Here is a 24767-nt window from a genome sequence, read left to right on the forward strand (position 1 = left end):
GTCGCTCGGTTTCGCTACGGGTCGTAGCGTAACTCATTCGCGCTACTCCGGGGTAGGGTCCGCGGCATGAGCCGCAGCACATCGGCCGCCGGTACGGACCCGGGGCCGGGAACACCGCAGGACCCGGGCGCCGCCGCCCGCCGCACCGGCCGCCCGCGCAGTGCCGCCGCCGACCGCGCGATCCTCGGGGCGACCCGGGCGGCCCTGGTCGAGCTGGGCTGGAGCAGGCTGACGCTGGGGGACGTCGCGGCCCGGGCCGGCGTCGCCAAGACCACCCTGTACCGCCGCTGGCCCGGGAAGAACGAGCTGGTCGTGGACGCGCTGGCGGAGCTCTTCGACGAGCTGGAGCTGCCCGCCGACGGGGGCAGCCTGGACGCGGACATCGCCGGGGTGGTGCTGCAGTTCGCCGCGCTGCTGGAGCGCCCCGAGGTGCGCACCGCGCTGATGGCGGTGGTCGTCGAGGCCACGCACGACGACGAGCTGCGCACGCGCATCCGCCGGGCGATCGTGGACCGGCAGAAGCGCCTGGTGCTGCAGGGCCGCGCCCGCGCCCGCCGCCGCGGCGAGCTCGCCCCGGACGAGGATCCGGCCGAGGCGGCCCGCCAGGCGGACCTGATCTTCGACGTGGTGGCCGGCACGGTCGTCCACCGCACCCTGGTGAGCTGCGAGGACGTGGACCCGGCCTGGGCCCGCTCGCTGGCCGCCCTGGTGGCGGCCGGACTGGGAGCGGGCCCGGCGGACCGGACCTAGGTAGCGCTCACCACCCTCACCTTGAAGGACCCGGTCGCGACCCCCGGCGGCAGGACGGCCAGCAGGTACGTCCCGGTCTCCGGCAGGTCCACGGGGTCGAACAGGGTGGGCGGGCTGCCGCAGTCGCCGAAGGCGACCAGCGCCCCGGAGGGGGCGAGCAGCAGATAGTCCACGTAACCGTCGCCCAGGTCGGTGACCGTCTGCGAGCAGGTCGCCGAGATCCGCTGCCCGGCGGTGCCGGAGAAGGCGACGTACGCGTCCTGGCCGATCGCGGTGGTCGCGAAGGACACCTCGGGCCCGTCCACGGCGGCGTCCGCGAAGACGTCGTCGGGCACCGCGTACAGCCGCATCCTGAGCGTGCCGTAGGAGACGCCCGGCGGCGCGACGGAGATCGTGTACGTCCCGTCCGCGGGCAGCGCGGTCGTGTCGAACATCGTCGGCGGCGCGAAGCAGAGCCCGAACTGCACCTGGTTGCCGTCCGGATCGGAGAGCACGTAGTTGACGAAGCCGTCCTCCGGCCGGTCCGTGAGCGTCTCGGCGCAGCTGACGTAGATCCGCTGTCCGGCGCTCCCGGTGAAGGTGACGCTCGCCTTCTGGCCGGGCGCGGTCGTCGTGACGCCGACCTCGGGACCGCCGACGGACGCCGTGGCCGACACGTCGGGCGGCGGGGAGTACAGCCGTACGGTGAAGGTGCCGGTGGCGATGCCCGGCGGGCTGACATGGATGGTGTACGTGCCGGTGGCCGGCAGCGTCTGGGTGTCGAAGAGCAGCGGCGGCGACGCGCAGTCGCCGACGGTGATCACCGTGCCCCCGGCGTCCCGCAGCTGGTACGTCGGGTTGAGTCCGGCGTTGTTCTGCAGGGTCTGCGCACAGCTCACGTACAGCCGCTGCCCGGCGCTGCCGGAGAAGGTGAAGCGCGCCTTCTGGCCGGTGGCGGTGGTGGTGAGCGTGACCGGCTGGCCCCCGATGGCGGCGGTGGCGGTGGCGTCCGGCGGCGGTGAGTAGAGCCGGACGGTCATGGTGCCCGTCATCAGCGCCCGGGGTTTGAGCCACAGCTTGTACGTGCCCGTCTTCTCCAGCGTGAGCGTGTCGAACAGCACGGGCTTGCGGTCGCAGTAGCCGGGCGTCGCCGCGTAGTCGAAGGCGCCGCCGGGGCCGTTGAGCACGTACAGCGGGAGCTTGCCGGCCGCGTTGAGCATGGTGTGGCTGCAGGTGACGAAGAGCCGCTGGCCGGCCGTGCCGTCGAAGGTCACCCAGCCGGACTGGCCGACGGCGGTGGTGGTGACGGAGACGTCCGGACCGCCCGGGGTGGCCGTCTTGAGGATGTCCGGCGGCACCCGGTAGATCGTGATCGTCGTGCTGACCGTGACGAGGGCCGAGGGGTCGATCCTGATCTGGTAGGTGCCCGTCGACTCCAGCGTCTGGGTGTCGAAGAGCGTGGGCGCGATGGTCAGCTGGTAGGGGTTGAGGGGCTGGTTGCAGATGCTGGCGGAGTTCATGAAGTCGGTGGTCGCGTTGCCGATCGGGTCGTACAGCTCGTACATCACGTAGTCGCCCGCGGTGTTGCCCGTCATCTTCTGCGTGCAGGTGACGTGGATGCGGTCGCCGATGGCCGCGTTGAAGGAGAGGGTGCCCTCCTGGCCGGGCTTGACGGTGGCCAGGACGGTGGCGCCGCCGCCGATGGCCGCGGTCGCCGTGACGTCCGACGGCACGGCGTACAGGCGCAGGGCCGCCGTACCGGTCGAGGCGGCGGAGGGGTAGACGCGCAGGGTGTAGGTGCCCGTGGTGGCGGTCGTCACCGTGTCGAAGAGGGCGCCGTTGGACATGCACTCCTCGGCGCTGTAGTTGAGCTGGTTGCCCGCCGGGTCGAAGAGGTAGTAGTCGGTCCAGCCCCAGTTGGTGCGGGGGATGTCCTGCGTGCAGGCGATGTAGAGCCGCTGTCCGGCGGTGCCGGCGAAGGTGACGGTCCCGGTCTGGCCGGGGGCGGTGATCGTCACGGGCGCCGCCGGTCCGTCCACCTGCGCCGTCGCGGTGGCGGGGGCGGGAACGGAGTGCAGCTGGACGGTGACGGTGCCGGTCTCGCCGTAGTAGGGGGAGCTGAAGCGCACCTTGTACGTGCCGGTCGAGGGCAGCGTGACCGTGCCGAGGCTCGGCCCGTCGCCGCAGCTGCGCGAGCTGCCGACCGCCGCGCCGGTGGGGCCGTAGATCCGCTGGTCGCCGCGGGCGGTGCTGGTGCAGGCGACGTACATCAGCTGTCCCGCGGTGCCGCTGAAGCTGAACTCGGCGTACTGGCCGGGCACGGTGGTGGTCGCCGACGCCGCCGACCCGTCGACGGCGGCGGTCGCGGTGGCGGGGTTCGGCACCGCGAGGACGCGCAGCTTCGCGCCGCCGGTGCCGTCGTCGCTGTCGACGCTCATCCGCAGGGTGTGGGTGCCGGTGTCGGAGAGCTCGACACCGGGCAGCATCGCCGGGGTGCCGGGCTCGCAGCTGCCCGAGTCGCTCCAGTAGCCGTCGGGGTCGTACAGCGTGAAGTCGACGGCCGGTCCGTCCGGGTCGGTGGGGACGCAGGTGACGGTGATCCGCTGCCCCGCCGTGCCGGCGAAGGTGACGCTGCCCTGCTGCCAGCGGGCCGTGGTGGTGAGGGTCACCTCGGGTCCGCCGACGGTCGTGCTGAGCGTGACCGGAGCGGGGCGCAGGCCGAGGACGGCCTCCACCGTGCCCGCGCCGTCGCCCGTGGGGGTCACCAGATAGGTGTACGTACCGGTGGCGGGGACCGTGAAGTCGCCGCCGTAGCCGAGCCAGTTGCCGACGGAGTCCAGGATGTAGGAGCTGGTGCCGGACGCGCCTGCGGCCAGCGACGACTCCAGCCGGGCCTGCTGGCCGGCCTGTGCGGAGAAGGTGAAGCGGACCGACTGGCCGTAGGTGACGGTCGTGGCGTACGTGCCACCGTCGAGCGCCGCGCTCACCGTCTTGTCCCCCGGCACGGTCAGCAGGCTGAGGGCGAGGGTGCCGGTGGCGGCCTCCTGCGCGTTGACGAGCACGGTGTACGTGCCGGACTGGGCCAGGGTCACCGTGCCGATGTAGCCGCTGCCCGACTCCACGCAGGAGCCGGTGCTGAGGATCGCGCCCGACGGGTCGAGCAGCTGCCCGCCGAGGCACTCGCCCCACGCTCCGGAGGTGCCGGAGACGGTGTAGCGGGTGAACAGCCGGGTGCCGGCGGTGCCGTTGAAGGTGACGCGGCCGACCTGGCCGGGGGCGCTGATCTGCACCTGGGCGGGCGCGCCGCCGACGGTGGCGGTGGTGCTGACGTCGGCGGGCACGGTGGCCACCTTCGCCTTGTACGTGGCCAGTCCGGCCTCGGGCGTGATGGTGAGGGTGTACGTGCCGGTGGCGGTCAGGGTGAGCGGGCCGAGCAGCTCGGACGCCTCGTAGGTGTAGAAGAGGTACGGGCGGGAGGCGAGCGTGTTCCCGGCGGGGTCCCGCAGGACGACCGAGGCGGATTCGAGGGCCGAGACGGTCATGGCCGTGACCATGATGCGGCTGCCGGACTGGCCGGTGAAGGTGAAGACGGACGCCTCACCGCTCGCGGTGGTCGTCTGCGCGACGGCGGGACCGTCGACCGTCAGCGAGGCCGTCGACTCGGTGCCGGCAAGGGCCGCGGTGGGCCGGGCCGTCGCCAGCGGGGTGACGGACCCGGACTTGGCGGAACGCGCGCCGGTACCCGTCTCGTTGGCGGCCGTCACGGTGAAGGTGTAGCGCGTGCCGTTCTTCAGCCCGGTGACGACGGCGCTGGTCGCGCCGGTGGTCCGCGCCCGCACCCCGCCGGGCGAGGCGGTGACGACGTACCCGGTGACGGCGGCGCCGCCGTCCGACGCGGGCGGCCGCCAGCTCACGGTGGCCTGCCCGGGTCCGGCCTCGGCGCGGACCTTGGTGGCCCTGCCGGGGGCGGCTGCCTTACGGAAGTACCCGCGCGCGCCGACGTCGACCGCGGCCTGCGCGGAGGCGGACACCGCGATGCCGCCGGCCGCGGAGGGCGGTACGAGATCGAGCCCGGCGGCGGACTCCCGGGCGCCGAAGCAGGCCGCCGGGGCGGTCCGCGCCCTGACGCCCGCGGGCGGGCGCGCGGTGACGCAGCCCGCGCGGGCGGCGCCGTCGGCCGTGGTGTGGACGGCGTACGCCTGGACGTCCTCGGGGCGGACCGAACCCGGTGCGAGGGGGCCGGACTCGGCGCTCCCGGTCCGGGAGCGCAGCACCGTCCGGGGGGTGAGGGCGTGGAAGACGGACCCGGCCCGCGGGGAGGTGGGGCGCAGGTAGTAGCCGCGCAGCCGGACGGTCAGCGAGGCACCGGCGTCGGCGGTGAGGGCGAGCCTGCCGCCGCGCGCGACGGCCAGGGTGTCGAAGGCGGTGGTCCGCTCCCCCGGCGCGAAGCACAGGGACGGCCCGCCCGCGCCGCGGGCGCTCACACAGCCGGCGTCCTTGGCCGCGCGGACGTCGAGGCTGACGGCCACGGCGGCGATCTCGTCGGGGTCGGGCAGCGTGCCGAGGTCCTTCAGCCGGACCTCGGCCGCCTTGCCCGCGGTCAGGGTGCGGCCGTCGAGCAGCGTCGTCGCGGGCTGCGAGACGAAGGTGCCGCCCGGTGTACGGGTCCGGGCGGAGGTGTAGTAGCCGCGCAGCCGCAGCTCGACGCGGGCGGAGGCGGAGGCGCGCACGGCGATCCGCCCGTCGGCGGCGGGGCGGACGATCTCGTACGTCACCGAGTCGCGCCCCCGGACCAGCGGCGCGGTCTGCGTCAACGTCCGTCCCGGGGCGCCGAGTTCGAGGGTGCCCGCGCCGCCGGGGGCGGTCACCCGCACGCTCACGGCCAGTGCCTGCACCTCGGCCGGCGCGGGCAGTCCGGTCAGTCCGGCGGCGGAGGTCACCGCCGTCTCCCCGGCGGTGAGGGTGCGGGCCAGCAGGGGGGTGCCGGGGAGGGTGACGTACTGTCCGGCGGCCGGGCGCAGCACCGGTCGGCCGCCCTGCGGGGCGCGGGACTCCTTGCCGACGGGGTCCTTCTCCGGCGTGGGGCCGGGTTTCGCGGAGGGGCCGGGTTTCGGCGACGGGTCCGTCTTCGCGTCCGGTTCCGCGGTGGCGGCCGCGGCCCGGTGGGGCTGGTCGGGGGCCGCCGCGGCGGCGTTCTGGAGCGGCAGCAGGACTAAGGCGAGCAGGGCGGCGCACGCGCCCAGGGGCAGGCGTCTCATGGGGGCAGGTCCTCGTTCTCCAAGGCCGGTTGTACGGGGCGGTGGGGGCCGTACGGGTCCGGGGGCGGGCCGCCCGGTCTGCCCGCGGCCCGTGGGGGACGGACCGGCCGGACAGGCCCTACTCGCCGGCGAACACCGCTGCGCGCGGACCTTGGTGCAAGAACGACTCCACACCATGCCGTAGATCGCTCGACTCGAACAAGGGCGCCACGGTGCCCGGCAGTTGGCCGTCCGCGCGGGCCACGCCGCCCGTCCGCCAGTCGCGCAGCACCTGCTTGGCGGCCGCGTACGCCCGGGTGGGCCCGGCCGCCAGGCCCCGGGTGAGCCGCAGGGCGCGCTCGTCGAAACCGGCGGCGGGCAGCAGCCGGTCGACCACGCCCCACCGCTCGAGGGTCTCGGCGACGACGATGTCGCCGGTCAGCACGAGCAGCCGGGCGCGTCCGGGGCCGGCCCGCTCGGCCAGCCGCTGGGTGCCGCCCATGCACGGGGTGAGGCCGACCGTGCGCTCGGTGAGGCCGAAGCTGGCCCGCTCCGAGGCGACGATCAGATCGCAGGCCAGGGCGAGTTCGAAGGCCCAGGTGAGGCAGATGCCGTGGGCGGCGAAGACCGTCGGGCAGGGCAGCGCCTCGACGGCCGCCGTCAGCGCCAGGAACTCCGCGCACAGCGCGGCCCCTTGCCGGGCGTCCGTGGTGTCACTGAACAGCTGGACGTCGACGCCCGCGCTGACCATCCGGCCGGTGGCGCGGAAGTGCACGGCGCGCGGCGGGACGGCGGCGAGCCCGGCGAGCGCGGCGGGGAGTTCCTCGCGCATCGCCGCGTCGTAGAGGTTGCGCGGCGGCGAGCGGAAGGTCACGACCGCCAGGCCGTCGTCGCGGTCCACGCTCAGGGTCTTCCCGTTCATCGCCGGTTCCTCCTGCGGGTGCGTACCGTCCTGGCCCGCCAGTACGGGCGGGTGCTGAGGGTGAGCGCCGCGAGGGCGGCGCCCGCCGGGCCGGCGACCCACAGCGGCCAGGGGTAGCCGGGGTGCGCCGTGGTCACGGTGACCAGGGCGTAGACGACGGTGCTGACCGCGGTGCCCGTGGCGTACAGGGTCCACAGCAGCCGCAGCGCCCCGGGCATCCGGCGGCGTGGAGGTGACGCTGTCAGCGCGCCGCCGGGCGTCGGCAGGTCGCCCACCAGCGGGCGGAGTTCGCCGTGGGTGCGCACCTGGTAGAGGCGGCCGAGCCGCTGCTCGTGCTCCGTCCGGTCCAGCCGCCCGTCGGCGTAGCCCGCGGCGAGCAGCGCGGCGGCGGTGTCCCGTTCCTGGTCGGAGATCCTGCGCTGGTCATGCACGGCTGATCGCCTCCTCCGCGGCCGTCCGGGCTGTCGTCGGCGCGGCGCACACGCACCGCCCGGTTTCGTGGTGGTCGAGATAGCAGGCGAGTTCGCGGGCGGCCCGGTCCAGGTCCGCCGGGTCGCCGTTCGAGTGCGCCCGGCTGAGCAGTCGAACGGTCCCGAACCGTTCGCGCGCCCACCGGCCGGTGGCCTCGCCGGCGGTCCGGCGCTCCGTCTCGTACTCCGTGAGCAGCCCGGGTCCGCCCCGGCCGCGCACCAGCGCGGTGAGCCGTCCGGTCAGCGCCGCCACGTCCGCCAGCCCCAGGTTGAGCCCCGAGGCCCCGGTCGGCGGCAGTTCGTGCGCCGCGTCCCCGGCCCGCACCACGCGGCCCACGGCGTACCGCTGGGCGACGCGGTGGGCGGAGTCGGAGAACCGCACGCCGCGGACCGCCACGTCCGGCACGGGCCCCCCGGTGACGGCCGCCAGCAACTCCCGTACCCGCGGCAGGGGGTAGTCGGCGGCGGTCTCGGTCCGGCCCGCGAGGGTCATCAGGATCCAGTCCCGGTCGCCGTCGACCACCAGCAGCGCCACCGGCTGCCGGTCGCCGAGGAGATAGCTGATGAACGCCTCCCGCCCCGCCACCAGCGGCCTGAGCGGGGCGTCCACCCGGATGCTCACCTGGCGCATCATCCGGCGCCGGATCCCCGCCCCCGGCAGGGCGTCGCCGGCGCCGAGGCCCCGGCAACCGTCGGCCAGCACGACGTAGTCGGCCGTGGGCCGGACCACCCCGCCGTCCGGTGTGCGGACGGTCAGCGTGACGTGGTCCGGCGCCTGGTCCACGGCGAGCGCCGTGCAGGAGTGGTGCACCGCGCCGCGCACGCGGGCGGCGAGGACGTGCTCCAGCCGGTCCTGGGTGCACAGCACCCGGTCCGGACGGGCGGAGGACTCGATACGGAGCAGTTCGGGGCCGGTGAGGTCGCGGGCGGCGAGGATGCGCTCCGTCCAGTCGCCGGGCAGCGCGGCGGCGCGGACCGCCGGGCCGGCGCCGAGTGCGTGCAGCAGCGCCATCGAACGGGCGCTGACCACCCGGGCCTTGGGGTAGTCGGTGGGGCCGGTGCCCCGGTCGACGGCCGCCGCGTCCACGCCCGCGCGGCGCAGGGCGAGCAGCGCCGCCATGCCCACGGGGCCGGCGCCGGCGATGAGCACCTCGTGGTGCCGGTCGGGGGTCATGGCCGCAGCACCAGCTTCCCCTCGCTGGAGCCCGACTCCAGCAGGGCGTGCGCGTGGCGGGCCGCGGAGAGCGGGAGTTCGGTCACCGGCAGGGTGATCCGGCCGGCGGCGGCCTCGGCGACGAGTTCGCGCAGGGCGGGGGCGATCTCCTTGGCGCTGAGGGTGAGTTCGCGGCCCAGGAACCAGGTGCGCAGGCCCAGGTTGCGGCGTACGTCGAGGAAGGCGGCGGGCAGTTCGCCGAGGTCGGGCGGTCCGCCCGCGCGGCCGTAGAGCACGGCGGTGCCGCCCGGGCGCAGCATGCGGAAGGAGTCCGCGAAGCCGGGCCCGGCGACCGGGTCCAGCACCACGCACGCCCCGTAGCCCCAGGCGGCGCGGCGCACGGCCCGCACGGGGTCGGCCGTGCGGTCCACGGTGTGCGTCCAGCCCGCCGCGCGGGCCAGTTCGGCCTTGCGGGGCGAGGAGACGAGACCGATGGAGCGTACGGGCCGGCGGGCCAGGAGCCCGCCCAGCCAGTGGCCGACGCCGCCCGCCGCCGCGTACGCCGCCACGGCGCGGGTGCCGGCGGGGACGAAGCGTTCCAGCAGGAACCAGGCGGTGAGCCCCGCCGTCGGGATGCCCGCCGCGAGCGCGTCGTCCACCCCGTCGGGCAGCTTCGCGGCCGTACGGGCCCACGCCAGGGCGTACTCGGCGCACCCGCCGCCGCGGGCGAGGGCGACGACGCGGTCGCCGGGGGCGAAGTCCGTCACCCCCGGGCCCGTCTCCTCGACGACGCCCACCACGTCGGTGCCGGGCACGGTGGGGAAGGCCAGGCCCTCCTCTCCGCGGCGCCGGTTCTCGACGTCGTGGAAGTTCAGGCCGATGGCCGTCACGCGGACCAGCAGGGTGCCCGCCCGCACCTCGGGCACGGGCAGGTCGGCGGTCCGCAGCACGTCGGTGCCGCCGACGCCGGTCTGCACCAGCGCCCTCACGGCACACCGCCCAGCAGCGCCGCCACCGCGAGCCCGTCGCTGTGGGCGAGGGACAGCGACGGCGGCGGGCCGTCAAGGCCCGCGATGCGCAGGGCGGGGGCGCAGCCGTGGCGCCGCAGTACCTCGACGTCCCTCGCGGTCAGGCCGGGCAGCAGGCGGAGCACCGCCAGCTTGGCGGCCATGATCGCCGCGGCCCGCTCGGCGGGGCGGGCGGTGCCGAGCGAGGCCCGTTCGGTGGCGGTGAGGGACGCCGCCCAGCCGGGGTCGGGGAGCGGTCCGTAGGGGACGGCGGCGAAGGCGGCCGGGTACGGGACCGGGCCGTGGAGCACGGCCGCCGGGTACGGGGCCGGGCCGTCGGGTACGGCGGCCGGGTACGGGGCGTTCACCGTCCCACCACCAGCGAGCCGTAGGTGCCGCCGATGGAGAACGCGTTGGCCATCACCGCGTCCCGCCCCAGCTCCGCGGTCGTGCCGTGCGCCACGTGCGCCACCCGGCCGGCGCCCACCGGATCGGTCAGCCCCGCCGTCGGCGGGATCCGGCCGGTGTCCAGCGCGACGAGCGCCGCGAGCAGCGCCACCGCCCCGCTCGCCCCCTGGGTCTCCCCCACGGCCGCCTTGGTGGCCGAGACGGGGATGCGCGGGCCGAACACCCGGGACAGCACGCCCGTTTCGAGCGAGTCGAGCATCAGCGCGCCGCTCGCCACCGCCGAGACGTACCCGATGTCGTCGGGGGTGAGCCCCGCCCGCCCGACCGCCCGGTGCAGCACGGCCTCCCACTGGGTGCCGCGCGGGTCGAGCTCCTTGCGCCGGGCGTCCTTCGGCAGCGCGTCGCCGCCGACGGCGGAGCCGAGCACCGCGCCGTAGCGGCGGGCGCCCCGCCGCGCGGCCGACCCGGCGCGCTCCAGGATGAACGCGACGCCCGCCGAGCCGAGGTTGATCCCCGCGCTGCCGCGCTGGAACGGCAGCGCCCGCTCGTCGGCCATGTACCGCTGCTGCGGGCCCGGGGTCGACAGGTGCAGCCGGGTCAGCTCCTCGGCGCCGATCACGATGGCGTGCTCCACGTCGCCGCGGGCCACGAGGGTACGGGCGTACTCCACGGCGTGCACCGCGGCCACGGAGCCGGAGCTGAACGTGGAACGCGGGCCGCGCAGCCGCATCGCCTTGCAGACGTGCCCGGAGGCGGAGGTGAACACGGTGTTGGGGAAGAGCACCGGGCTGGGCTCGCCCGCCCGGATGCTGTCGGTGAACTTGGCGATGGCGCCCAGCGGTCCGGTCGCGGTCGCCAGGATGACGGCGGTGCCGGTGCGCTCCGCGGCGGTCAGCCGCAGTCCGGCGTCGGTCCACGCCTGGCGGGCCACGGTGAGCGCGAGCCGGCCGAGGGTGTCCATCTGCCGCCAGTCGCCGAGCGAGGCCACCCCGCGCGGGTCGAGGGCGGGCAGTTCGCCGACGTGCGCGGCGGGCAGACCGGCGGCGTCGAAGCCGCGCGCCGGGCCGAGTCCGTGCCGGCCGGCGAGCAGCGCGTCGCGCCACTCGGCGTAGCCGCTGCCGATGGGGCCGACGGCGCCGACGCCGGTGATGACGACGTCGTCCGTCCACCGCGAGACGGGCTCGGGGCCCAGGCCCGGACGGCAGAAGACGAGCGAGCTGTTGTCGCCGCCGAACGCGAAGTTGTTGGAAACGGCGACGTCCAGCCGCCCCGTACGGGCGGTGTTCGGCACATGGTCCAGGGCCGGTTCGGCGCCCTCGGGGAAGCCCGCGGTGGGGAACAGCGTCTGCTCGCGCAGCGCCAGCACCGTGGCGGCCGCCTCGATCGCGCCGGTCGCCCCGAGGGTGTGGCCGGTGACGGGCTTGATGCTGGTGAGCGGCACCCCGGGGGCGCGCTCGCCGAACATCAGCCGGTGGGCCTTGGTCTCCATCCGGTCGTTGGGCGGGGTGCCGGTGCCGTGGCCGCACACGTAGTCCACGTCGTCGGCGACGAAACCGGCCCGGTGCAGCGCCCGCGTCATGGCGAGCACGGCCCCCTTGCCGCTGGGGTCGGGGGCGGTGATGTGGTACGCGTCGCCCGACGAACCCCAGCCCTTCAGCTCGGCGTAGACCGTCGCGCCGCGCGCCTTCGCCCGCTCCCACGGCTCCAGCACCAGGATCCCGGCGCCCTCGCCGAGCACCAGCCCGTCGGACTCGCTGTAGGCGCGGCAGCCGTCGGGCGACAGCGCCTGAAGGCTGGTGAAGCCGTGCCAGGTCGGCGCGAACAGCTGGTCCACGCCGCCCGCGATCATCAGGTCCGTCTCCCCGGCGAGCAGCCGCTCCGCGGCCTGGCCGAGCGCGGCGGCACCGGCCGTGCACGCGGTGGAGACCACCGTGCGCGGACCGGTGACGCCGAGCTCCGCGGCGACGTGGTCGGCGCTGGCGTAGAGGAACTGGGCGTACCCGTCGTCGTAGAAGCCCGCCTGGCACTGGCCGAGCGAGATGCCGACGCGGGAGGGGTCGTACGAGGGGAGGTCGGCGCCCGCGTCGGCGACCGCCTCGCGCAGGGCGGCGAACAGCAGCTGCGCGACCCGGTCGCGCTCGTCGCCGACGCCGCTGTACGGCAGGTCCGCGACCTGGCCGCCGATCCGGCAGGGCGCGGAGCCGAGGTCGAGTCCGTGCACCGTGTCCACGGCGCTCTCCCCCGCGGTCAGCCGCTTCCAGAACTGCTCGGTCCCGTCGGCGCCCGCACAGCGGACGCCGATCCCGGTCACCACGACGCGGACCACGTCTCACACCTCCATCGGGGTGGTCCAGCTGGCCGGCACCACGTACGGCGCGGCGAGCGTGACGGCGCGGGCCCCGGCGGCGCTGGTGAACTCCAGCCGCGCCGCCTGCCACTGGGGGTGCACCTCGGCGATGCCGAGCTGGCCGCCGTAACCGGGCGAGTGCACGACGTGCCGCACCCGGCCGACGTGCTCGCCCGCGACGAACAGCTCGTCACCCGGCGCCAGTTCGCCCTCGGCGACGCCGATGCCGATCGGACGGGTGCCGCGCGCCGCGGCGCGCTGGGCGAGGACGGCGTCGCGGCCGGTGAACTCCTCCTTGGACAGGTCCACCAGCCAGTTCAGCCCGGTGGTCAGCACCGTGGAGTCCGGGCCCGCCTCGCGGTGCAGCACCGGCTGGCGGACCTCCAGCATCGCCGTCTCCAGCGCCCGGTGGCCGACCACGACGGCCCGCTCCTCCAGGGCCTCCCACACGCGGGGTGCCACTTCCCGGGGGACGAAGAGGGTGTAGCCGTACTCGCCGGTCAGGCCGATCCGGGCCAGGACCGCCTCCACGCCGTCGAGTTCGGCCGGCAGCAGCGACTCGTAGGCCAGCGACACGTAGTCCTCGCCGAACACCTCGGCGACGGGCCGCCACGCCTGCGGGCCCTCGATGGCGTACACGGCGTACTCACCGGCCAGGTCGGCCGCCTCGGCGAGGAGGTCGTCGCCGGCCGCCGCGTCGTGCAGCGCCCGCAGGACGGCGTCCGCGCGGCCGGGGCCGCAGTGCACGAGGTAGTCCTCCTCGGCGACGGACAGCACGACCACGACGTCGACGAGGCCGCCGTCCTCGCGCAGCACCAGCGAGCTGCGCGCCTGCTCCGGGGCGAGGAACTCCACGTCCCGCGAGAGCGCCCGGTTCAGCAGGGCCGCCGCGTCCGGGCCGCTCACCCGGAGCGGACCGGAGCCGCTCAGGTCCAGCAGGCCCACGGCGGAGCGCAGCGCCGCGTACTCCTCCTCGTACGAGCCGAGCTGCCAGAGCACCCGGCCGCCCCCGATCTCCGCGAACTCGGCTGCCTGCGCAGACCGGTCCACCGCGACGGTGTTCATGATCCCTCCTTGACGAAACCGATCTGCAGCGAGCCCTCCGCGACCAGCACCTGGCCGACGCGGGCGCTCACACTGAACTCGAATGCCTGACCGAGCCCGGCCACCAGCGTGGTGCGCAGGCTGACGACCTCCCCGGGCGCGACGAAGTGCCGGAAGCGGATCCGCTTCACACCCGCCAGTACGCCGAGACCCGCCACGGTCCGCGGCGGCAGCGTCCCCTCCATGGCCCCGCTCCACAGCACCACCCCCGACAGCTGCCCCAGCGTCTCGATGAGCAGGACGCCGGGCAGCACGGGCCGGCCGGGGAAGTGCCCGTCGAAGTACGGCGAGCTGCGCGACGGCAGCATGACTCCGGCCGCCCGCCGCCCGGCCTCCACCTCGTCCACCCGGTCCAGCAGGGCGAACGCGGAGCGGTGCGGCAGGATCTCCGCCAGATCGGCGGCCGTCAGCGGCAGCGGCCTGCCCGCCACCTGCGGCACGGCCGGACGCCTCACCCGCAGGGCGCGCTCAGAGCTGCTCATGGACCCGCTCCGCCAGCTTGGCCACCGAGCCGAACGCCTCGCGGTCGTCGTCGTGCACGCTGACGCCGAAGAGCGCGGTCAGGCCGATGGAGATCTCCAGTGCGTCGACGCTGTCCAGCTCCAGGCCGCGGCCGAAGAGCGGCTGGTCGTCGGTGATCCACTCGGTGTCGAACGGCAGGTCGAGCCGGGTGACGAGCATCTCCCGGATCCGGCCGCACAGTTCCTGCTGCTGCTTGGCGCGCAGCCGCATGTCCTCCAAGGACGACATTGCTGTTCCCTCCATCTGGTGTGTTGTGCGCGCCGCCGTTCGGCGCGGCTGCCGGGGGCCCGGTCCGGGGTCAGTGCCGGGACAGCCCTCCGTCCACCACGAGCGTGGTGCCGGTGACGTAACTGGACTCGGGGCCGGCCAGCCAGGACACGGCCGCGGCCACCTCCTGCGGGGTGCCGGCCCGGCCGAGCGGCACGCGGGCCAGCTCGGCGCCGAGGGTGGCCTGCGGGACCGCCTTGAGCATGTCGCTCTCGACGAAGCCGGGGACGACGGCGTTGACGCGGATCCCCTGGTGCGCGACCTCGGCGGCGAGGGAGCGGGTGAGGGCGATCAGACCGGCCTTCGCGGCGGCGTAGTTGGCCTGGCCGGGCGGCCCGACCAGACCCGAGACGCTGGAGATGTTGACGACGGCGCCGGCGCCGGCCGCGGCCATCAGCCGGGTGCCCTCGCGGGCGCAGCGGAAGGCGCCGGTCAGATTGGTCTCCAGTACGGAGGACCACTTGCGGTCGCTCATCATCAGCAGATAGCCGTCGGCGGTGATGCCGGCGTTGTTGACCAGGACGTCGAGCCGGCCGCGGGAGCGGCGCACCCGCTGGAACAGCGCGCGCACCTGCTCCTCCTGCGCCACGTCCGCGGTCACCGCCTCCGCGCTGCCGCCCGCCGCGACGATGTCGTCGACGACGGCCTTGGCCTTCGCCTGCCGGGTGCGGCAGGTGAGGAAGACGTGGTGGCCGTCGGCCGCGAGCCGCGCGGCGACCGCGGCGCCGATGCCGCGTGAGCCGCCGGTGACCACGGCCACGGGGACGTCGGGGGTGCCGGTGGCGTTCATGCCCTGCCTCCTGTGGTGGCCTCGAGGACGGTGCCGGTCGCGCCGCCGGACACGTCGGCCGGGGCGAGCCCGGCCCGCAGCCGGGTCAGTACGTGCGGCTGCGCCATGCTCACGACGCGCAGGCGCTGCGCCTGTTCGCCGTCGCGGGCCGCGTCGCCGGCGAACAGGCGCAGCACCTTGCTGTCGCCCGTCTCGACCGCCGTGCCCGCGCCGAGGCGGGCCAGTCCTTCGGTGACCAAGTCCCAGCGCACGGGCTGGGTGAGCTGGTCGACCAGGTAGTCGCGCAACTGCCTGCGCTGGACGAGCGGTTCGCCGGTGGTGTCGGCCACGACGGGGACGGCCGCGTCGCGCAGCGGCAGCGCGGCGACGGTGTCCCGCCAGGCGGGCAGGGCGCCGGCCATCAGCGGCGAGTGGAAGGCGTGGCTCACCTCCAGCGGCACCGCGCCGGCCGCGCCGTCTTCGAGCAGCCGCTCCGCCGCCAGGTCCACGGCCTCGCGGGCGCCGCTGAGCACCACCCGGGAGGCGCTGTTGACCAGCCCCACGACCAGGGGCAGCGCGAGCTCGCGCGCCGTCTCCCGGACCACGTCCCGGACCCGGTCCGCGGCGGCGCCCGCCACGCTCGTCATCGCGCCGCCGCCCGGCAGGGCGCCCATGATGCGCCCGCGCCGCGCGGCCAGCCAGAGCACCTGGGCGTCGGTGAGCGCCCCCGCCGCGGCGAGCGCCGCGAGCGCCCCGACGCTGTGACCGGCGACGGCCTGGTAGCGCACGCGGGCCTTACGCAGGACGGCGAGCGCGGCCAGATCGACGGTGATCACGGCGACCTGCGCGTTCTCGGTCCGCCGCAGCGTGGCCGCAGGCCCGCGCCGCAGCATGGCGCCCAGCCCGATCCCGGTCTCGCTCTCGGCCAGCCGCAACACGGCCCCGGCCTCGGCAAACCCGTGAAACAGGGCCTGCCCCATCCCGGCCCGCTGAGTCCCCTGCCCGGGGAAGACCAGGGCACTCATACGACCACCCCGGCCACAACCCACTCCCCGAACACGGCATGCCAGGCATGCCCGGCCGGCAGCCCGGGCCCAGGGGAAACGGAGCACACGTGCCCACTGCCGCCGACAGCCACCCCGAGGTCGTCGGCGAACCGGCGGGTGACGCATTCCAGGAAGCCCGTCGCAGAGGGGAGTGCTGAGTCGTCCGCCCCCTCCCGCGCCCCGGCGGGGAAGCCGCCCTCCGATTCCCCCGGTGCCCCGGCGGGGAGACCGCCCTCCGATTCCCCCGGTGCCCCGGCGGGGAGACCGCCCTCCGATTCCCCCGGCGTAACAGGGCGACGCACGCAAACCAGCCCGTCCGGCGTTTGAGGACGAGCGCCGCCAGGCGCGACGCGGCCGCAGGCCGCAGGGGGGCCCGGGGGCGCAGCCCCCGCAGCGCAACCGCAGCCGACGCACGGCACCGCGCACCGCGCACCGCACAACCCCCCGAGGTACGCCGCGGACGAGAACCGCCACCCGGCCGGCCGCCGGCCATACGCCTTGAGCCAGGCCTCCTTCGCCCCGACAGCCGCGGCCAGCACCACCGCACCCCCGAAGGGCTCCGCGGCCAACTCAGGGCCGCTGAGCAGCAACGACCGCGCCGCCTCACCGTAATCGCGGCTGATCCGCTCCATCCGGTCCAGCCGGACCACATCGATGCCGATCCTCATGACCGCGCCCCGTCCGCAACGGGCCACTCACCGTCCACGACGCTGGGCACCGCGAACCACTGGTCCAGGCTGGTGGCCAGGAAGACGTCCCCGTCCAGGTCCGTCTCCCCCCGCAGATACGCGTCGTTCCCGTCGAGGTACTTGAACGCGATCCGCAGAAACGTGGCGACCGAGATCATGATCACCGCATCGGGCCGGCCCGGCCCCGCCTCCGCGAGGACAGCACACGAACCGTCCCCGAACGACAGCCGCAACCCGTGCTCGACACCGGCCACATCGATCCGGAACTCCACGAGCCCCGTCTCCGCCCCCGCCTCCTCCGGCCGGAAGGCCGAAGGTATGCCGTACACGATGAGCGCGAGCGCACCGAGCGGCCCTCCGGGAAGCCCCGCCAGCCGCGCCAGCAGCTGCGCGTCGTCCGCGGCCGACTCGACGAGGGCCTCCAGCCGCGCCATCTCGTCGGTGGCCCGCCGCAGCGCCTCGTCGTGGTCGAGCCCGACGAACGCGGGCACAGGGATGGTCGTCATTGCACACCTGCCTTCCTGATGACCAGGGCGGCGGCCAGCAGTACGGCCAGCCCCATCCCGCCGGTCACCAGGACCGGGGTCACGACGGACGTGAGCCCGCCGCCCGTGTTGATGAGCGTGATGTAGCCGTCCATGGCCCAGGCGTGGGGCGTGACGTGGCCGACGGCGGTCATGGCGTCGCCGGTGATCGACAGCGGCCACATGCAGCCGCCGAGCATCCCGAGCGCCACGCCGACCGGCGGCCCGATCGCGATGGCCTGGGCCGTCGTACGGGCGAGGAACCCGACGAGCAGTCCGGCCGCGGCGCCGAAGAGGCACAGCGAGCCGGTGAGCACGGCGACCGCGAGCGGGCTGCCCCACTCGACGCGGAACACCAGGGCGCAGAAGGCCCAGATGACGGCGGCCTGCGCCACGGCCACGACGATCCGGCCGAGGAACTCCCCGCCCAGGACCGCTCCCCGGCCGGCCGGCATGGCGAACAGCCGCCGCAGCACGCCGCTCTGCCGGGTCTCGATGAGCGCGGCGGCCGAGGTGAGGGAGGTGAGGATGGTGAACAGGGTCAGGTTGGAGGGGCCGGTGTAGTCGAAGCCGAGCCTCATGGCGTCGTCCTTCGCGACCGCCTCGACCCGCACCCCGGCCCGTTCGACGCCGGGCGAGAGCTCCGCGGCCCGCTTCAGCTCGCCGGCCGCCGGGCGCCCGGTCTGTGCGGCCGAGAACTGCCCGGCCTGCAGGGTGGCGACCTGCTCGCTGATCAGCGACTGGACGACGGAGCGGACCGTGGGCGCGGCGTCCTGCCGCGGTGTGGTCACGAACCGGACGACGGCCTCGCGCCCGGCGGGCAGCAGGTCGCCGTACCCCGCGGGCACGACCACCCCGGCGGCCACCTGGCCGCGCCGCACCGCACGGCGCAGCGCCGCCTCGTCGTCGTACGCGATCGTGTCGAGCGCGGGCGCGGCCTGGATGCCGTGGACGAGCTCGCGGCCCATCGGGTCGTGCGCGAGGGAGACCACGCCCACCCGGGGCGTCTCGGCGCTGCCGCCGAGGGCGACGCCGATGATGGTGATGATCGCGAACGGCAGCGCGAGGGTGGTGAAGAGCATCACCGGCTGGCGGACCAGCCGCCGCAGGTTGTTCACCGCGATCAGCCAGGCCCTAGACATGTGCCCTCCGAACCGTGCGCCGGGCGAGCACCGCGGTGGCGCCGCCGGTGAGGACCGCGATGCAGCCCAGGGCGAGCAGCGGGCCGCCAAGCGCGGACCAGGGGTGCGCGCCGGCGCCCGCGAGGTCGGAGAAGCCGCGCGCCGCCCAGCCGTTGGGGGTGGCCAGCGCGAGGTTCTGCAGCCCCGGGGAGAGCCGCGACGGCGGGACGAAGCTGCCGCCGAGGACCGCCAGCACGAAGGCGACCGTGGTGCCGAGCGCCCCCGCGTGCTGCTCGGTGCGGGCCACCAGGACGACCAGGGAGGAGACCCCGATCATCGCCAGCGCCGCGAGCAGTACGAGCACCGCGAGCGCCGCCGGATCGCCGAAGCGGGTGCCGAAGGCGCTGAAGGTGCCGAGCAGGACGGCGGCGGCGGTGACGCCGGTGAGCAGCGCGGCCGTGTACTTGGCGAGCAGCACCCGCCAGCCGGGCGCCGCGGCGACGACCATCCGGGCCAGGGTGCGCCGGGCCCGCTCGGCCACCAGGCCGCGGGCGGCGATCTGGCCGCAGAAGAACAGCGCGAGTACGAGCATCGCGGGCGCGAAGTAGCCGGCCGGGCGCAGGGTGCGCGGGGCGGCGCTGACGTTCTCGATGACGACCGGGGAGCGCAGTTCGCCCGCCGCCGCGGCCAGCCGCTGGTCGCCCTTGCGGGCGCCGGGTCCGGTGGTGGCGGTCTCCATGGCCAGGCTGACCGCGCCGGTCTGCGCGGCGAAGCCCTGCAGCACGGCCTTCGTGACGGGCGCGCCGATCGAGCCGTCGCCGCCGGTCAGCAGGCGCAGCACGGGCGGGTGGCCCTCGCGCAGGCCGGCGGCGAAGCCGCCGGGGATGACGATCGCGGCGGCCAGCTCGCCGTCGCGGGTGTCGGACTCGGCCTCGGCGTCCGTCAGATACAGCTCGGTGGTCACCAGGCCGCGGCCGTCGACGGTCAGCTCCGGCAGGATCTCGCGGACCAGGGTCTGGGCCGCCGAGCCGCCGTCGTGGTCGACGACGCCGACGGTGACGGCGCCGGCGGAGTCCAGCCGGGCGAACGCGGCGGTGGTGATGCCGGCCAGCAGCAGCGGGACGACGAAGACCAGGATCAGCACCGACCGGTCGCGCCAGCCGTGCCGCAGCTCCTTGCCGAGGACGCCGCGGAACACGGCGGCGCGCGGGGGGCGGACGTCACTCATCGCGCAGCGCCTTCCCGGTCAGCTGGAGGAACACGGACTCCAGATCGGCCTGTTCGACGGAGAGTTCGCCGACGGTGGCGTCCATCGCGTCGAGCCGGGCGAGTACGGCGGGCAGGGACCGGGTGACGCCGGAAGCGGCGAAGGAGATCCGGCCGCCGCTCACGCGCACGTCCGACACCCCGGGCACACCCGCGAGCAGGGCCGCGGCGTCGTCCGGCAGCCCGTCGCAGACCGCGTTCACCCGTACGCCGCCCGCGTCGTGGCGCAGCAGCTCGGCGGGCGTGCCGCTGGTCAGCACCCGGCCCTCGTCGAGGATGGCGATCCGGTCGGCGAGGCGCTGCACCTCGGCCATGTAGTGGCTGGAGTACAGCAGTGCGACGCCCTCGGCCTTCAGCCGCTCCAGTCCGTCGAGGATGGCGTTGCGGCTCTGCGGGTCGACGCCCACGGTCGGCTCGTCCAGGACGAGCAGCGCGGGGCGGTGCAGCAGGGCCGCGGCGATGTTGAGCCGCCGCTTCATGCCGCCGGAGTAGGTGGCGGCGCGGTCGTCGCCGCGGTCGCGCAGGCCGACGAAGTCGAGCGTCTCCTCGCAGCGTTCGCGGGCGGCGCGCCGGCGCAGGCCGTACATGCCGGCGAAGAAGCGCAGGTTCTCGCGGCCGGTGAGGTCGTCGTAGACGGCGATCTCCTGCGGGACGTAGCCGATGGTCCGGCGGGCCGCGGGGTGGCCGGCGGGCAGTTGGCGCTCGCCCAGACGGACGCTGCCGCGGTCGGGCCGCAGCAGGCCGCAGACGGTCATGATGGTGGTGGACTTGCCTGCTCCGTTTGGTCCGAGCAGTCCGAAGCACTCGCCGGCGGACACGGTGAAGCTCACCGCGTCGACGGCGGTACGGGCGCCGAACCGCTTGACGACCTTCTCGGCCCGCAGCAGGGGGGCCCCGGCCGGTGCGCGGTCCACGCGCGGTCCGGCCTGTTCGCTGAGCACGCTCATGGGACGGAACACCTCCTCGCGCGATGTGTGGCTCAGCCCTGCTGAGCGCGGGAACTGTGCGGGGGGCGGGCGGGAAGACCCCGCTACGCTGATCGGAGTGCGGCGGAGCCGCTTTCCCCGGCTCCGCCGCGCCTCCCTCTGCGATGGCGCCTCAGCGGACCAGAGTGCTGGTCAGCGTGCCCGTGTCGGGCGAGTAGCAGCTGGCCGGGGCGACCAGCGGATCGGCGCCCTGCTCCATCACGCCGGTCACCCGGATGCCCGGGTCGTCGTAACCGGAGCCGGTCAGGCTGGTGGTGATGGTGCCGGTGGTGGTGCCGGCCCGCAGGGTGAAGTTGACCGTCGGCAGTTCGACGATGCTGCCGGGCGCGAGCGGCCCGGGCACGTTGACCGTGACGTCGTTCCCGTTGCGGGTGATGGACGGCGTGCCGGTGCCCAGGTTCGAGCCGCCGGAGATGGTGGCGTTGCTGACGGTCGCCGGACCCGAGACGCGCAGGGTGAGCGCGTAGTCCTGGATCTCGATGACCGGCACGCCGTTCAGCTCGGACGGCACGGTCCAGGGCTGGGACACACCGCTGCCGGTGAGGACCGAGCCCTTGGTGACGGAGAGCGGGGCCGTGCCCTCGAAGGTGGTGGAGATGTCGAACGGGTCGCCGGTGAGCGGCTCGTCGACCTTGCACGACTCCGTGACCGCCAGGGTCGTGGTGGCGACGGCCGCGCCGGAGGTCGAAAAGACCGCCGCCATGGCTATGCCGGCCGCGGCCACCGCGGTACCGCCGACACCCCATACGCGCTTACGCATAAGCCATCCTCTCGATGGATTTCTCTGCGGAATCGCCGAAACGCCGACCGGCCTTTCGGCGTGGTGCGTTATTCGCCGTGCGTATGCCGGCACTTTCCCGCCGACCTGACTCACGGCAAGTGCCTTACCCTGATCACTTCTCCCGAATGGCCTTTCCCTCGGGCGGAATTGACGTTACGGCCGTCCCGCGAGAAGCGTCAACGAGCGTCCAACCCACCGTTCAACTGCACATCGCACCGCCGGAATAAGACGCTTCCGGGAAAAACGCCCGAACGCGGACGCGGACCGCCGCCCGGACCGGTGCGGCGAGCTCGCGGGCCCGAGTGGCCGAATACGGCCGCAGGCCACCAGGAGGCCGGGAACCGGGGCTCCGGCCTCCGGACCCGCACCGGACCACCGCATGGCCCCTAAGTGACATTTAGGCGCCGCGAGTTGTGAGCCAATCACTTTTCGGAGAAACTGTGTCGCCTGGCGATAGCGGTTGCTGGATCCTCGAGAAGGCAGGCGATTCGTGCTGGAACCACTGGGTTTGGAAGCGGACGCGGAAACGGTCTACCGACTGCTGCTGGAGCAGCCCGACTGGAGCGTCGAGGACATGGCGGCCCATCTGAACCTCGCCCCGGCGGCCGTGCACGAAGCCCTGGACGCGCTCGCCGATCTGCGCCTGCTGGTCCCCAGCGACGACGGGCCGGGCCGGCTGCTCCCGGTGAGCCCGGAGGTGGGGCTGGCCGCCCTGCTCAGCCGCAAGGAGCTGGAACTGCACTCCCTGCAACGGCAGATGGACTCCACCCGGGCCGCGGTCGCCGACCTCACCACCCGGTACGGCGGACGCAAGCAGTACGCGCCCGAGATGGTGCACACGCTCTTCGGCCTGGACGCGGTGCGCAACCGGCTCGCCGAGCTCGCGGAGGCGGCGCGCACCGAGTGCCTGTCGTTCTTCCCCGGCGGCTCGCAGCTCCCGGACACCATGGAGTCCAGCAAGCCGCTCGACCAGCTCGCCCTGGAGCGCGGCGTGGCGCTGCGCACGCTCTACCAGGACAGCTTCCGCAATGATCCGGCCACTTTGCAGTACGTACGCTGGCTGGCCTCCCTCGGCGGCCAGACCCGTACGGTGCCGTCGCTGCCCATGCTGATGGTGCTGGTCGACCGCGAGGTCGCACTGGTGCCGATCGATCCGGACGACGGCAGGCGCGGGGCCCTGGAGTTACGCAGCCACGGTGTGGTCGCGGCCCTGCACGTGCTGTTCGAGCGGTTCTGGGCGAGCGCCCAGCCGTGGCACGAACCGGACCAGCCCGACGACCGGGGCCTGACCCGGCGCGACCGGGAGCTGCTGACGCTGCTGGCGAGCGGGCACACGGACGAGTACATCAGCCGCAAGCTGGGGTTGTCCCTGCGCACCGTGCGCCGCAGCGCGTCCGCGCTGATGGAGCGCCTGCAGGCCCGCAGCCGGTTCGAGGCCGGCGTCCTCGCGGTCCGGGCCGGCTGGCTCTGACCGGCCGCTCCCGCCGTAACCCCCCACCCGCCCCACGCTCCCCCTCCGCCCCGTGGCCGGACGCGGCGCACGTGACATGACCGTGCCTGGCCGCATAGTGACACCGGCCGAAAGCCCCTGGCCAGGCCCCTGACGGGGCGGAATCGATCTCGTCACCTCCCTGCCAGTCCTCTTGGTGCAACCGGAACTTGCTGACATGGCCGCTTCATGTCAGCAAGATGGATCTCAGCGGCAAGGAAATACGGAAAGCCCTCCGGAAAAGTCCGCAGAGCTCCGGAAAAAGGCCGCCGCCAATCCTCTTCTCCCGCCAATCCGGCCTGCCCGAAAGGACACTGCGATGAACGCTGCCCTGACCCAGTCCGCCCGCTCCCTGATCGCTTCCGCCCTGCTGCTCGGCGCAATTGCGGCCGGCTCGGCGTACACCGTGGGCGCGATTGCCGACGACGGGCACCACCCGGTGGTCACCGCGGACGGCGAGGACACCGGCACCACCCCCGACCCCACCGACGACGACGGCTTCGGCTGGGGCTGAGCGCCGGGCCGGCGACGGCCCCGCCGCCATCCACTCCACCGACCCGACCAACGAACCGGGGGCACAGTTGTGTACATCGTGGGCGCGGTACTCCGCTCGGCGCCGGACGGTCCCGGCACCCCGCCCGACGCGGCGGCTCTCACCGACATCTGCTGGGCGTACGCCCTGCCGCAGGACGGGGTCGAGCACGTCCGCTGCGCGGTCCGGCCCCGCCGCGCGGACCTCGTGCTGTTCGTACAGGGCCCCAGCGCGGCGGACGCCGCGCTGGCCGCCGGACGGGTCTGCCTGCGGATGCTGACCGGCAGCCGGCAGCTCACCGGCTGGTACCTCCAGACCTGCGAAGGCATCACCCCCGAGTCGCTGACCGGCTGCGCAGGCCGCCCCGAGTGAACCCCCCGCCGCCCGGCGGCCAACCGTGAACGGAGAATCCCGTGCGCACCCCCCTGGCCGAGCCGCCCACCACCGCCTTCGACGTCGCCGGCCCCGAGGCCCTGCGGCTGGACCTGCTGCCACGGGCCACCCTCCCGCTGGACGGGCTCCGGGCCGGCGGCTCCCCGCGGCAGCGGGGGGTGGACGACGAGCACTGCCGGCTCCTCGCGGAGAACGGGCAGGACCTGCCGCCCATCCTGGTGCACGTGCCGACCCTCGAGGTCATCGACGGACTGCACCGGGTGCACGCCGCCCGGCTGCGCGGCCGCACCGAGATCGAGGCCAGGCTGTTCGACGGCCCCGCGCAGGACGCCTTCGTGCTGGCCGTACGGCTGAACATCCAGCACGGGCTGCCGCTTTCGCGGGCCGAGCGGGCGGCCGCCGCGGCCCGGATCGTCCGCTCCCACCCGCAGTGGTCGAACCGGCTGCTCGCCTCCGCGACCGGACTGTCGGCGGGCACGATCGCGGGCATCAGGGCCCGTACGACGGCTGCCGGCGGCGAACCCGAGACCCGGGTGGGCAAGGACGGCCGGGTCCGGCCGGTGGACGGCTCCGCGGGCCGGTTACGGGCGCGCGAGCTGCTGCGGGCCAACCCCACGGCGTCGATCCGGGAGATCGCCCGGCGCGCCGGGGTCTCCCCCGCCACCGTCCACGACGTACGCCGGCGGCTCAGCGAGGGCGGCGAGGCGGTGCCGCCCCGGCCGCCGGTCCGCCAGGAGCCGGCGGCCGCGGACGGACAGGGCGGGACGCCGGCGCCGGCCGGCACCGATCCCGCCGAGATCCTGCGGGCCCTGACCAAGGACCCGTCACTGCGCTACACCGACACCGGCCGCGCCCTGCTGCGCTGGCTCGACCACGCGCGCCGGGTCCTCGCCCAGTGCGCGCAGGCCGCCGACCCTCCGATACCGGCGCGCTCGCCCTGTATCTACGCGTCGGTATGAAGGTTCGACACAGCTCCACGGTCTACAGGAAGAGCCTGTGCAAGCC

The 24767-nt window shown here is 74.9% G+C and carries 22 protein-coding genes; 5 read left to right on the forward strand and 17 right to left on the reverse strand.

Annotated features, from left to right (window positions below; all coding sequences use genetic code 11):
• Positions 1-66 precede the first annotated feature (66 nt).
• Positions 67-750 (forward strand): TetR/AcrR family transcriptional regulator, encoded by a 684-nt coding sequence (locus AB0M28_RS08550; RefSeq protein ID WP_365399830.1) that lies wholly within the window; start codon positions 67-69, stop codon positions 748-750.
• On the opposite strand, the gene AB0M28_RS08555 is transcribed toward AB0M28_RS08550, so the two are convergent.
• The 17 genes from AB0M28_RS08555 to AB0M28_RS08635 form a co-directional block, all read right to left on the reverse strand.
• Entirely contained in the window at positions 747-5987 is a 5241-nt protein-coding gene (locus AB0M28_RS08555; protein WP_365399833.1) for a fibronectin type III domain-containing protein, read from the reverse strand. The genes AB0M28_RS08550 and AB0M28_RS08555 overlap by 4 nt on opposite strands.
• 118 nt (positions 5988-6105) lie before the next feature.
• Positions 6106-6888 (reverse strand): enoyl-CoA hydratase/isomerase family protein, encoded by a 783-nt coding sequence (locus AB0M28_RS08560; RefSeq protein ID WP_365399836.1) that lies wholly within the window; start codon positions 6886-6888, stop codon positions 6106-6108.
• The gene (locus tag AB0M28_RS08565; RefSeq protein ID WP_365399839.1) at positions 6885-7319 is read right to left on the reverse strand and encodes a DUF1707 domain-containing protein; all 435 of its coding nucleotides are present in this window, start codon (positions 7317-7319) and stop codon (positions 6885-6887) included. The genes AB0M28_RS08560 and AB0M28_RS08565 overlap by 4 nt, the downstream gene beginning before the upstream one ends.
• Positions 7312-8532 carry an FAD-dependent monooxygenase gene (locus AB0M28_RS08570; RefSeq protein ID WP_365399842.1) on the reverse strand — a complete coding sequence of 407 codons (1221 nt, stop codon included), beginning with the start codon at positions 8530-8532 and terminating at the stop codon, positions 7312-7314. Before AB0M28_RS08570 ends, AB0M28_RS08565 begins: the two co-directional genes overlap by 8 nt.
• On the reverse strand, positions 8529-9500 hold the full coding sequence (locus AB0M28_RS08575) for a zinc-binding dehydrogenase (RefSeq protein ID WP_365399845.1): 972 nt from the start codon (positions 9498-9500) through the stop codon (positions 8529-8531). The genes AB0M28_RS08570 and AB0M28_RS08575 overlap by 4 nt, the downstream gene beginning before the upstream one ends.
• A complete protein-coding gene (locus AB0M28_RS08580) occupies positions 9497-9886 on the reverse strand; it encodes a hypothetical protein (RefSeq protein WP_365399848.1) in 390 nt (129 codons plus the stop codon). The genes AB0M28_RS08575 and AB0M28_RS08580 overlap by 4 nt, the downstream gene beginning before the upstream one ends.
• Positions 9883-12252 carry a beta-ketoacyl-[acyl-carrier-protein] synthase family protein gene (locus AB0M28_RS08585; RefSeq protein ID WP_365399851.1) on the reverse strand — a complete coding sequence of 790 codons (2370 nt, stop codon included), beginning with the start codon at positions 12250-12252 and terminating at the stop codon, positions 9883-9885. The genes AB0M28_RS08580 and AB0M28_RS08585 overlap by 4 nt, the downstream gene beginning before the upstream one ends.
• A gap of 3 nt (positions 12253-12255) precedes the next feature.
• A complete protein-coding gene (locus AB0M28_RS08590; RefSeq protein ID WP_365399854.1) occupies positions 12256-13338 on the reverse strand; it encodes a hypothetical protein in 1083 nt (360 codons plus the stop codon).
• Positions 13335-13859, reverse strand: coding sequence for a 3-hydroxyacyl-ACP dehydratase FabZ family protein (locus AB0M28_RS08595; RefSeq protein ID WP_365399857.1), 525 nt, complete (start codon positions 13857-13859; stop codon positions 13335-13337). The genes AB0M28_RS08590 and AB0M28_RS08595 overlap by 4 nt, the downstream gene beginning before the upstream one ends.
• Entirely contained in the window at positions 13846-14127 is a 282-nt protein-coding gene (locus AB0M28_RS08600; protein ID WP_365399860.1) for a phosphopantetheine-binding protein, read from the reverse strand. The genes AB0M28_RS08595 and AB0M28_RS08600 overlap by 14 nt, the downstream gene beginning before the upstream one ends.
• Before the next feature lie 70 nt (positions 14128-14197).
• A complete protein-coding gene (gene fabG / locus AB0M28_RS08605) occupies positions 14198-14956 on the reverse strand; it encodes a 3-oxoacyl-ACP reductase FabG (RefSeq protein ID WP_365399863.1) in 759 nt (252 codons plus the stop codon).
• Positions 14953-15960 (reverse strand): ACP S-malonyltransferase, encoded by a 1008-nt coding sequence (locus AB0M28_RS08610; RefSeq protein ID WP_365399865.1) that lies wholly within the window; start codon positions 15958-15960, stop codon positions 14953-14955. The genes fabG and AB0M28_RS08610 overlap by 4 nt, the downstream gene beginning before the upstream one ends.
• Before the next feature lie 685 nt (positions 15961-16645).
• Positions 16646-17176, reverse strand: a complete 531-nt coding sequence (locus tag AB0M28_RS08615; RefSeq protein ID WP_365399868.1) for an SCP2 sterol-binding domain-containing protein — start codon at positions 17174-17176, stop codon at positions 16646-16648.
• Complete coding sequence (locus tag AB0M28_RS08620) at positions 17173-18336, reverse strand: ABC transporter permease (protein WP_365399871.1); 1164 nt, start codon at positions 18334-18336, stop codon at positions 17173-17175. The genes AB0M28_RS08615 and AB0M28_RS08620 overlap by 4 nt, the downstream gene beginning before the upstream one ends.
• On the reverse strand, positions 18329-19543 hold the full coding sequence (locus AB0M28_RS08625) for an ABC transporter permease (RefSeq protein ID WP_365399874.1): 1215 nt from the start codon (positions 19541-19543) through the stop codon (positions 18329-18331). Before AB0M28_RS08625 ends, AB0M28_RS08620 begins: the two co-directional genes overlap by 8 nt.
• Positions 19536-20528 carry an ABC transporter ATP-binding protein gene (locus tag AB0M28_RS08630; RefSeq protein WP_365399878.1) on the reverse strand — a complete coding sequence of 331 codons (993 nt, stop codon included), beginning with the start codon at positions 20526-20528 and terminating at the stop codon, positions 19536-19538. The genes AB0M28_RS08625 and AB0M28_RS08630 overlap by 8 nt, the downstream gene beginning before the upstream one ends.
• A gap of 151 nt (positions 20529-20679) precedes the next feature.
• The gene (locus tag AB0M28_RS08635) at positions 20680-21327 is read right to left on the reverse strand and encodes a hypothetical protein (protein ID WP_365399881.1); all 648 of its coding nucleotides are present in this window, start codon (positions 21325-21327) and stop codon (positions 20680-20682) included.
• A 511-nt stretch (positions 21328-21838) separates the two neighbouring features.
• Here AB0M28_RS08635 and AB0M28_RS08640 point away from each other — a divergent pair.
• The 4 genes from AB0M28_RS08640 (at position 21839) to AB0M28_RS08655 (ending at position 24721) form a co-directional block, all read left to right on the forward strand.
• Positions 21839-22819 (forward strand): helix-turn-helix transcriptional regulator, encoded by a 981-nt coding sequence (locus AB0M28_RS08640; RefSeq protein WP_365399883.1) that lies wholly within the window; start codon positions 21839-21841, stop codon positions 22817-22819.
• 337 nt (positions 22820-23156) lie between these two features.
• Positions 23157-23351: a hypothetical protein gene (locus tag AB0M28_RS08645; protein ID WP_365399885.1), complete on the forward strand. Its 195-nt coding sequence runs from the start codon at positions 23157-23159 to the stop codon at positions 23349-23351.
• A gap of 78 nt (positions 23352-23429) precedes the next feature.
• Positions 23430-23741 (forward strand): hypothetical protein, encoded by a 312-nt coding sequence (locus AB0M28_RS08650; protein WP_365399888.1) that lies wholly within the window; start codon positions 23430-23432, stop codon positions 23739-23741.
• Between the two features lie 41 nt (positions 23742-23782).
• Positions 23783-24721, forward strand: a complete 939-nt coding sequence (locus tag AB0M28_RS08655) for a winged helix-turn-helix transcriptional regulator (RefSeq protein ID WP_365399891.1) — start codon at positions 23783-23785, stop codon at positions 24719-24721.
• The last annotated feature ends 46 nt before the right edge of the window (positions 24722-24767 follow it).

The organism is Streptomyces sp. NPDC051940 (assembly GCF_040680895.1).
Taxonomy (GTDB): domain Bacteria; phylum Actinomycetota; class Actinomycetes; order Streptomycetales; family Streptomycetaceae; genus Streptomyces.